Source organism: uncultured Gemella sp. (assembly GCF_963529685.1).
GTDB lineage: Bacteria > Bacillota > Bacilli > Staphylococcales > Gemellaceae > Gemella.
The window spans coordinates 1-10,985 of the sequence record NZ_CAUSAI010000053.1; the positions used below are offsets into that span (position 1 = coordinate 1).

General features: G+C 27.5%; 7 protein-coding genes and 1 pseudogene. 1 reads left to right on the forward strand and 7 read right to left on the reverse strand.

What is annotated here, in order from left to right; all coding sequences use genetic code 11:
• Positions 1 to 227: 227 nt before the first annotated feature.
• The 3 genes from RWS90_RS07110 to RWS90_RS07120 all read right to left on the reverse strand — a co-directional run bounded on the left by RWS90_RS07110 (position 228) and on the right by RWS90_RS07120 (position 5,113).
• Positions 228 to 1,259 carry a PDDEXK nuclease domain-containing protein gene (locus tag RWS90_RS07110; RefSeq protein ID WP_314549994.1) on the reverse strand — a complete coding sequence of 344 codons (1,032 nt, stop codon included), beginning with the start codon at positions 1,257 to 1,259 and terminating at the stop codon, positions 228 to 230.
• 760 nt (positions 1,260 to 2,019) lie between these two features.
• Positions 2,020 to 3,333 carry an McrC family protein gene (locus tag RWS90_RS07115; protein WP_314549996.1) on the reverse strand — a complete coding sequence of 438 codons (1,314 nt, stop codon included), beginning with the start codon at positions 3,331 to 3,333 and terminating at the stop codon, positions 2,020 to 2,022.
• Positions 3,326 to 5,113, reverse strand: coding sequence for an AAA family ATPase (locus tag RWS90_RS07120; protein WP_314549998.1), 1,788 nt, complete (start codon positions 5,111 to 5,113; stop codon positions 3,326 to 3,328). Before RWS90_RS07120 ends, RWS90_RS07115 begins: the two co-directional genes overlap by 8 nt.
• A 365-nt stretch (positions 5,114 to 5,478) precedes the next feature.
• Between RWS90_RS07120 and RWS90_RS07125 the strand changes: the two genes are divergently transcribed.
• On the forward strand, positions 5,479 to 6,408 hold the full coding sequence (locus RWS90_RS07125) for a tyrosine-type recombinase/integrase (RefSeq protein ID WP_314550001.1): 930 nt from the start codon (positions 5,479 to 5,481) through the stop codon (positions 6,406 to 6,408).
• A gap of 1,013 nt (positions 6,409 to 7,421) precedes the next feature.
• Here the strand turns inward: RWS90_RS07125 and RWS90_RS07130 are convergent.
• From RWS90_RS07130 to RWS90_RS07145, 4 genes and pseudogenes are all read right to left on the reverse strand, one after another.
• Positions 7,422 to 8,363, reverse strand: coding sequence for a polyprenyl synthetase family protein (locus tag RWS90_RS07130; protein ID WP_314550004.1), 942 nt, complete (start codon positions 8,361 to 8,363; stop codon positions 7,422 to 7,424).
• Positions 8,364 to 8,607: 244 nt separating this feature from the next.
• Positions 8,608 to 9,069 (reverse strand): annotated as a pseudogene (locus RWS90_RS07135) (ATP-binding protein); the annotation flags it as partial.
• A 448-nt stretch (positions 9,070 to 9,517) separates the two neighbouring features.
• On the reverse strand, positions 9,518 to 9,931 hold the full coding sequence (locus RWS90_RS07140) for a replication/maintenance protein RepL (protein ID WP_314550005.1): 414 nt from the start codon (positions 9,929 to 9,931) through the stop codon (positions 9,518 to 9,520).
• A gap of 129 nt (positions 9,932 to 10,060) precedes the next feature.
• Positions 10,061 to 10,985: LPXTG cell wall anchor domain-containing protein (locus RWS90_RS07145; protein WP_314550008.1), on the reverse strand; the 925-nt coding region annotated here is incomplete at its 5' end.

Here is a 10,985-nt window from a genome sequence, read left to right on the forward strand (position 1 = left end):
TAACGCATAAAAATACCCCTTTCACTGGTTTGTCCAGTAAAAGGGGTACATATCATTTCGGAGAAACAAGATTTTGTCGAGTCATCCCCGCACAGTTTATTAGATATCTAAAAAGCTTTTATAAAGCGAATTTAGATATCAATAAACCACTGCATCTATGAGTTATCATATACACTTTTTTAAAATTTAGGACTTTTGGGTCAGCCCTTTTAAATTAAAAATATGTGTTATTCATTAGTTTCTTCGGCAATCTCAGCATATTCTTTTAATTTTCTTTGTAGCAAATCCTTATCAATAAGCTTTAATGTATACTCTGATACCATTGTAGGTGAAAGGCTTCTACTAAGTGTATATTCTACTACATCATCATCTTTTGAAGTACAAAGGATAACACCTACACTTGGATTTTCAGTTTCCTTTTTCACTTCTCTATCTAATGCTTCTAAATACAAATTCATTTTTCCTATATATTCTGGTTTAAATTCTCCCATCTTCAATTCAAATGCAACTAAGCAAGATAATCCTCTGTGATAGAATAATAAATCTATATAATAATCATGCTTGCCTACCTGTATTCTGTATTCACTTCCTACAAACGAGAAGTCTTTACCAATTTCTAGTATAAAATTCTTTAGATTTTCGAGAATTGATTTTTGAAAATCTCTTTCATTCCCTATCTTTGGTGCATCAAGAAATTCCAATACATACCTATCCATAAACAAATTATTTGTTTCATTTTTTATCCTTTGTATAGCAGGTAAACTCTCACCATTAGAAAGTATATATCTTTCATAATAACCACTATCCATCTGCCTTTCTAATTCACGTTTCGAATATTTTTCTTTTATTGATAATTCAATGTAAAATCTTCTCTCTTCTTTACTTTTAGATCCTGACATTATTTTCAAGTGATTAGTCCAACTCAATTGTGTCACCAATGGTGACACTTTTTCATCATCCTTATACAACTCATAAAATTGCTTCATTCTATATAACCCTCTGCGGGTAAATCCTTTTAATTCAGGATAGTTTTCAGAGAAAAAATCAGCTACACTATCCACAAAATTTGATCCATAACTCGCTTCTTTGCTTTTTTCACTTATATACTTACCCACTTCCTGATACATTAAAATAAGTTCTTCATTGACTTTCCTATAAGCACGTGCCTTTGCACCTTCGATAATCTTAACAATATCATCAAACTGACGATTATTCTCTCCTTCATCCATATTATGTGGTATTAACTTATCCTTATTCATAATCTTCTCACCTCTAAAAGTATAATAGTATTTTTTGAATATTCTCCTCATCAAAATCTCTGGAACTTTTAATCTTTACCCTATATTTTTCTTAACTGAAAAAATAATATAATCTACCTTTTCGTCTAACACTCTCTTGTCCTTTTAAGAATAACAACTTATTTCTTTAAAACTGCTTTTGTAGCATCTAAAAATATATCTTGATTGTTATCATCTACATAAATTATAACATTATTTTTAATCTTTTCCCACAACTAAATGTCAATTTCAAACTAGGATAATAGCATTCTTTTTTATTTAACTTACTTTATATATTATTCTTCACCTACTATTTACAATCGTAAACAACTTAGATTTAAAAAAGTAAGAAGCCCTATAAAGTATCTTTAATACTCTAGGACTTCACACTTAATATTTAATTATTGTAGAAAGATTTATAATTAAATATTCTAAAGATTTTACTCTTTATCTTTTCTACGTCTTTTAGCAACTGCTAATAGACTTCCTAACATAGCTAATCCTAATCCTGCTGGATCTTTGGTGTTTTCCCTAAGCTAACTTTGAGTCCTTCTCGGACGATAGTGTTCAGCTCTATATTTCAAGAAAAATTTCATCACTTTGTAATTTTCATGTATTTAACATTAAAATTTAGGTTTAATTTTTCATCTCCAATTTGATTATACAATCTCCCAAAACTATTTATACATACTTCACTACAATAAAATTTTATCGATTTTGTAATTCTAGATTATTTGTAATTTTATCTTTCCATATCTACTGTCTCATCTAATTTTCCTATTAACCCCTTCAATGATTCTTCTATATTGGCTACATCAACAAAATGAACACCTACTTTTGTTTCAGTCCCTGAGCTAAACTCAATCTGTTTATGATTACGCATTTCGTCATTTAATGGATACAAAAGCCAAATCTCAGAAGTTTGATATTTTTTTGAATATGCATACATCTGATACATATCCGACTGGATTATTCCATAATTTTTACCCTCATTATTTATAAGATTTTTCCATTTAGTATCAATAATAACAATTCTATTGCCTTTTTTGCAAACTATATCCGGTTTAAGAGCAAATAGGGGCCTAGGTTCATCAAATAAATGATAACTTTTATCTTGACACTTAACCTTCCAACCTTCAGCTCCAAAAATTTTCTTAATATAAAGAGCAACATAACTTTCAAAGACCTTTTCCATGGGGAATAATAATGATTTGGATAAATTATCACCTGAAAATGTTGTAAATGATTTATTCATAAGAAATACTTTTGTCCATTGAATTAATATAGTATACTCTTTTGTAGTCCTATCTATTTTTACTCTTGAAAAATCCTTAGTGTAATTAACAGATGGCTCTACCATTTCAAATGATCCCAATAATTGTTTAATATCCTTAACATTTTTAGAATTCATCGTGACACGAAGTAATCTCAATAACGCAGCTTTTATCAATCTATTTTCCGGTCTATTAGGATGAAACTCATCAAAAGCAACATAGAATCGTTCCCTATGAACTAGATTTTTTTTAATATGATAACTAGTCAACAACTTTCCTTTTAAAAATTTTTGATTATCTTCTTTAATAACATAATCTAATTTAATACCACGTTTAATAAGTTGTCTTACTTCTTGTAAATACATATTTATAAAAATTTCATACAAATTCATTTCTTTAATATTTAAATTTGCATCACTGAAAATCTTGCTGGGAAAATTTCTCATACTTCTAATCATTCTTAAAAATATCTTTTTAGTTTTTTCATTTCCAACATCTTCTCCAGAAGCAAAGCTAATCTTAGGAAGCACTTGTATTTGAAAGTTATTAGTTACCTGTATTAATCCTACATAATTCCTAATAGACACGACCTTTCCCACATTACGCCTCGATGAAATACGTATAAAATCAAACACATCTCCATCTTCTTCTCGGAAATTTTCTATAAACTCTAAAAGTATATTAAATTGATTAGACTCTAGATATTTATACTTTTCACTATTAATATAATCCTCATTATTTGTGATTACATCAAACTCAGTTACTTCGAAAACTTTATTCATTTATTTTCACCATTTTATAAATTTGTAAATAACTGTCGATAGAATAAAAACCTTCATCATTAATACTATATTTAATATTTGGTACATCAATATCATTAATATCACCATTAAATATTTCTCTTATATTTATTTCTTTATCACAAATAAATTTATTCGAATCCTCTTTTTTTCCATTATCACCTAGAATCAATTGAATCTTTTGATAATCCTCATAAAAGTACTCCTGTAATAAAGGAATTATTGATTTTTTAAAAATAGATGCCAGCTTCTCCACAGTAGGAGTTTTAACTAATCCTAAAAACAATGCATGTCCTATAGTATGCTCTCTATCATAAAGAATTTCAATTCTTTCATTAATTTTCTTAACCATCTCTTGCACATCTATTCCAGAATCTTTACCCTCTTTATCTTTTATAGATATATCCTTAAGTACTTTTTCATCAGGCATCATCTCCACAAAATGAAAACGCCTACGCAAAGCTGTATCCATTAAAGATATAGAGCGATCTGCAGTATTCATTGTTCCTATAATATATACATTATTAGGAACACTAAACAATTCTTGTGAATACGGCAATTTCACTGATATCTGTTCTCTTTCTCCCTCTCGTTTTGTATCTTCTATCAATGTTATAAGTTCACCAAAAATCTTCGAAATATTCCCCCTATTTATCTCATCAATGATAAAAACAGAATTTTCCTTATTTCCTCTTTCTTTTTTTTCTTTCACTATATCACAAAACGCCTTAAAAGCACCAGAAACTATACTATATTCTAAACCATTGGTATTCTTTTCTTCTACTGATGAACAAGGTTTAATTCCTTCAATAAATTCTTCATATCCATATGATTGATGAAATGTAGTAAATTCGATTTTTCCACTATTTTTATAATCATTATATCTTTTTAAAACATCAGAATATGAATCTTTTTTTACATCATCTATAGCTTTATTTTCACATATCGCAACTGCATAATAAACAGTATTATATGTTTTACCTGTTCCTGGAGGTCCATATAATATAATATTTTTCTCATGTATAATCTCGTTATCGTTTTCAATTTCATTCTTATTATCTGTCCCCTTCATTGTTGAAGTCTCCCCCTCTTTTTCCAATTTCTCACTAACATACTCATAATAAGGTTTAATTTTTTTTACTGCACTCAGAATTTCAGCTTCATAGTCCGCATCTGACTTTTCAGGAGTATTCTCTATATAAACACATATCTGAACTTTATCATATACACCACTCCTAATTTTTTCTTTGATGCTCTCTGGAGATTCTGAAATACGTTTGGGAGTACCATATTCATTACTTCCTAGCACATACTCCATGCCTTCTCCTTTAGAAATATCTAAATGCTTATGGTAAATTTCCTTGATTTTATTAAATCGTTTCTTTTCATCTAGCGAGTCATTTTGATTAGGTCCCTTTAACTCTAAAGAAACTCTATATCTAGCAATACCTTTTTCATCCTTTTCTACAAATATAGAAACACTAATAGGACTACTATTTCTGTGTTTTTCATACTTTAATTGTAACCACAGATACTTTTTTATTTTCCCTGAATTTTGCCAATTTACTTTACAATCCCTTTTAAAATTATACTTTTTATTACATTTTTGAATTATCTTTTTTAATTCAGTTACTACATGCTGTCCTTCTTTTTTTATTATTTCATTATTTTTCTTTTCATCCCCTGATAATTTCTCAGGAGCTTTATACTCTTTCCCACCATACTCAGTTAAAAAATCTAAAATACGTCTATAATTTATCATTTTCTTGTTTTTTCCTCCTTAGTTCTACGCTATTATTAACTAACTTCATCTTCATACAAAAAATATTTTTTATACAAGATAAATATCTCATTCCTATATGCTATTCCTTGCAAATTAAAATATTGCTTGTACCCAAGAATATTCTTATACCTATATTATTAACAGCAATATTTATTTTTATTATAATGTAATCGCTTTATTTTTTCAATATAAAAATAAAATATGGTAAATCTTATTATAAGAAGTAGAAAAGAAGAGAAATCATATATAAAACATCTATATTTATGCTATCAACATTATTCCTATTTCCAAAACTGAGGTATAATTAAAATTAGTAAATTGGTAAATATAAGAGGATTAAAACTATGAATTTAAATAAATTAATATTAAAATACTTACTATTATGTGAAATTCAGAATAATTTAGACCAAAAAACATTAAAGGCGTATCGTACAGATTTAGAACAATTTAGAAAATTTATGATTGATAAAAACGACTTTAACTCAAAGGAAAATATAAGTGAATATATTTGTGAACTAAAATTTAAGAATTATGCTATAAAAACAATTAAAAGGAAGATAGCATCATTAAAAGCTTTTTTCTCTTACTTAAATAACGAGGACATCATCGAATACAATCCTTTTCAAAAAATTAAGATCAAAATAAAAGAGCCGTTCATTTTACCTAAAATAATTCCTATAAGAGAACTTTCAATCTTATTTAAATATATATATCAAGAAATACAATTATGTGATAATGTTTCATATCGTTATAAAGAGCTTATAAGGGATAAGGCATTACTGGAATTATTAATAGGAACAGGAATGAGAATAAGTGAAGCTTGTAAGTTAAAAAAGGAAAATATAGTTTATTCTAGAAATGTAATAAAAATAAATGGGAAAGGAGCGAAGGAAAGAATTATACCCATTTGTTATCCTAGTTTAATAGATTCTCTTAGGCTATATTCTGAAACTTTTTCTGAAGAGCTAATAAAATCAGATTATTTTTTTATAAATAAACGAAAAAATAGATTATCTAGCCAGTCTGTAAGGAATATGATTAAAAAATATTGTTTATTAACAAATATAGATTTACATATAACTCCACATATGTTTAGACATACATTTGCAACCATGTTATTAGATCAAGATGTAGATACTCGACATATACAGGTCTTGTTAGGTCATTCCAATATTATAACAACACAAATATATACACATGTGACTTCAAATAAAAAAGATGAAATAATGAAGTATAAGAATCCACTTTCTAAGATAAATATTAATAAAGGATAATTTATTATTATCGGAGGAAGTGTTGTTAATGGAAATAAAGGTTTTTTTTTCAAACGAAAATTTTTTCAAATGTAGTTCATTATGGATTTTTATAGGACTATTAATCTCTTTTTGGGATAAAAGTCTAGATAACAACTATATTCATGTTATAGTAGTCAATTTAATTTTACTTTTAGAAATCTTGGCAATAAAGGAAATATATAAAGAGGAAGAAATATTTAAACAAAATATTTCTGGATTAGTGATATCTAATAATTATAATCTTATGGCAAATTATAACAAGCTAAATATGATTTTTTCAAAATTATACTTTAAATTATTATCTATTATTGTAGGTATACTATATTTGTTTTTTTTGATTTCACTAAATATTCTCAATATGAATACTGTAATTTTTTACTATGGAGCAATAACTTTAATAATTACAGTATATTATGCCATAAGATTATATTTCAAGTATTTATTTTATATTTATTTTATATATAAAATATCAAAACAAAAATTTAGTAATATTAACTATAATCGACTAATTCCTAACAGAACAAAATGGATTATAAGCATTACTGATTTAATGAATAAATTTAAATACTATTTTTCTATATTGGGTATTATGTACACTTTAGAATATTTGTTTACAATGGACAAACGTTTTTTTACACTAAATGGAAATCATATTGTAATAACTACTCCAAACGATTACATGTTTATAGTGTCATGGCTTATAATATTTTTTCTAATTGGTGTTGGGTATTTTGCGTATAGCAAGATAATACAATACTATATAATTAAAATAATAAAACAATATGAAAATATAACGTTAAAAGAATACGAATCAGAAAATAAACTCTATAAACATGAAAAAATGAACGAGTATATACAGATATATAAATTATACACTACAAATAATAAATATGTATATAGTGATACATTTATGCTAGAACACTTACTTCCATATATACCTATTGTCTTAAATGTTTATAAATTTTTAAATATATTTAGTATATTTAGTATATTTAAATATTAGCTCTTTTTTCTGCAACTGCAATAGTGTAATCTATACAACATTTCAATCGATATATGTTATATCTATGACTTAATTCATCTAAAATACTATAGATATCTTTTTTTATATAAGATATCTCACTCAATATATGGTCTTTTATTTTATATTTTTTAAACAATTTCGATATGCTGGAAGGGGTTAAAGTATGCATAGTTTCAATATCACGTCTGTTAAGATAAGATTGTAAATATGTTATACAAATATTTTTTCTAATTTTATTATAGTCAAAATTATAATTCCCTTTGTTTGCATTAATAAACTCTAGATTAAAAATTGATTCGCAATCATTTAATAGTTGGAATAAGTATCCTAACTTACTTCCTAATATTTCGATATCATTATAATCTATATCGGTAGTGTTTAAAGTAAAGCCAATTAATAAACAGTTTTTTATTATTCCTGTTGTTTGTAGATTAATAATTTCTGTTATTTCATCTGAATTTGTATACGTAGATATATTTAATTCTTTTAAAGTGCCTATACACATATTTTTAATCATCATAGAAATTATATTATTAATATGTATTTCATCATAAAGTTTCGAAAATGCTTCCCCCAGCATATGAATGGATAGAATTATAGCTTCGTTAATACTATGTTGAACATGACAAGCATCAAATCCTCGTCTCTTAATATCCTCATCAATTATATCATCAATTATAGTCGATGCTTTATGAATAAGTTCAATTGAGTATGCAATATTAATTAATCTTTTATTGATTTTTGATGAATGTAATGTGAATCCATAATATACTAATAAAGGGCGTAGTTTGTTGCCGTTTTTTAGTTGAATAAAATTTAAATATTGTGGTGGTAAAGTTTGAATATAAGTATTTATTAATTCATCTACATTATTTAAAAAATTTTTTTCATTTTCATTGATTTTAAACATTGTTTGCTCCTTATTTAATAAACGATAATAATAAATTATCCTTTATTAGTATTCTATACTCTTATTATACATTATTTTATATTTTCTTTCAATGTATTCTCCTAGTATGGATATAGTAAAATTATTACGGAAAAGGTGTAAAGAGAGGTATATAATAAATTCAGTGTATAAAAAAATCTATCCCCGAATTCCTATAAATTTCAATCTAAATATGTCAAAAAAATTCAAAATAAAAATGTACATTTTATTCATCTGCCTTTTGGAAAAAATTTTTTAGTCTATAAGAATTTCCAGTTATTTTAGCTACATGTGAATGGTGTAATAATCTATCAACTATTGCACTAGCGATTAATGGATCGCCAAATACATCATCCCACTGTGAAAAATTTATATTAGTAGTTATTATAGTGCTATGTTTTTCATAACGTCTATCTATTAATTGGAAGAACAATTTAGATTCCTCTTTGGTTATTGGAAGATATCCTAATTCATCTATTATTAATAATTTATAACCACAAAATTTCTTTAATCTTTCTTCTAACCTACCTTCTAACTGAGCTTTTTTTAATATTTCTATCAGACGTGCGCATTTAATAAAGTAGGTGGATTTCCTATTCTGAGCTGCGGTTACTCCTATAGAAATAGCTAAGTATGTTTTTCCAACGCCGCTATTTCCATAGAATATCTCTTTCTTATCTATGAATCTTCAATATCTTTAAATTTGTAAATAGGAGTTCTCCGCACTAGGCGAAGGGTTCTTATCTTATTATTGGACGCTTACAATCATTTTAGTAAGCATTCCAAAGTTTATTACTTAGAGAAAACATAAAACTGCTGTAAACACTTAGTACAGCAATGTTTACAGCAGTTGTTTTTTCAGGGGAATTTATTGTACACGAATTATAAGGGATACCTATTTAATTCTTTATGTTTTACTATTCCTTTTTCCCATATTAACCTTAATAACCTATTTAATAATTTCAAATCTTCACTCTCTTATAACCTATAATAATCTTAATGAAATATCTAAAAAGATTTTACAAATCGAATTTTGATACCAATAAATCACTGCATCTATAAGTTCTCATATAAACTTTTTTTAAAATTCAGAACTTTTGAAAAACTCATTAAATTCTTTATATTTTAACTTACTTTTACTCATTAAGTTCCCAACGACCATTACGTCCTCTACCTACATACTTAAGGTCATCTATTTCTTTTATAGCCCTTTCAATAGTCTTTACACTAACTCCAGCTTCTTCGGCAATGATCTTTCTTGTAATCTTATCATTACTTCTTACTTTTTCTTTGATAAACTCTACGAGAACTACCTTATCACGAACGACTCCCTGAACAATTTTCTGAGAGATAACACCATGAGCATCACCATGAATAACATCTTGAGAAACACCATGAGTATAATTCTGAGCGTCATTCTGAGCGTCATCCTTAACAATACCACGAGCGACACTCTGAGCAACTACCTGAGTGATATCCTCAACAACACTATGAACGCCATCTTGAGCGACACTCTGAGCGTCATTCTGAGAAATGCTTTGATAGGGCATTATTTCCACAATCCTAACCAAAACAAAAAATCCAAGAAATGAATCTTTTAATTCACTCTTGGATTTCTTGACTTCTTGATTATCTAAACAGATAATTTCAAAGAATTATTTTTGATGATTTAGTAATTTTTACTCTTCATCTTTTTTACGTCTTTTAGCAACAGCTAATAGACTTCCTAACATAGCTAATCCTAATCCTGCTAAACCTGTATTAGTTTCAGATTTACCTGTGTTCGCCAAGCGTTTAGTAGATTTTTCAACTTTAGCTGTTGAACTTGGTATGATAGACGTATCTGTTGCTGATGATTCTCCGTTAGTTCGCCCTTTGTTACCTTCTGGTTTAGTTGGAGTTACTTTTCTGAAGATATGAGTTACAACATCACCCTTAGTTTCTGTTCTTACAAACGCATAACCTTCAATTTCACCAGCTTCAAATGCTTCGTTAGCTTCACCTAAAACTTTTGGAGCTTTAGCATCTGCCGGTTTTAACTCATTACCTTTTTCATCAACCCATTTAGTGATGATAAGTTTAGTTTGATACTTAATTGGAGGTTCAATAAGATTTCCATTTTCATCAACACCTGTTGTTCCTATTGGATCTGTATATTCAGGAATATCAACAACTGGTGGCTCAAGAGTTATTAATTTTTCTCCTGGTATCTCATGACTTATATTAGTATTTGGATCAGTTATTGTAACTTTTCCAGTTTTATCTACTGTAACTTTTTTACCTGGATTAACTTTTTCAACTGATTCTTTAACTTTATTTTGTTCTTCTTGTGTTAAGTTAACAGGATCTTTTACTGGAATCTTATCAGTTGGTATTACTGGCTCGAAGTCTTGGTTCACTAGCTCTGTTCCTGGAATTGTATGACTGATTCCTGTTGTTGGGTCTGTCACTGTTGCTGTTCCGTCGTCTCCTACCGTTACATTCTTACCTGGGTTCTTAGCTTTGACTTTGTCTTCCACTTGTTTTTTCTCTTCTGGAGTTAAGTGAGATTTGTCTTTGACTGTAACCTTCTCTGTTGGTTTCACTGGCTCGAAGTCTTGGTTC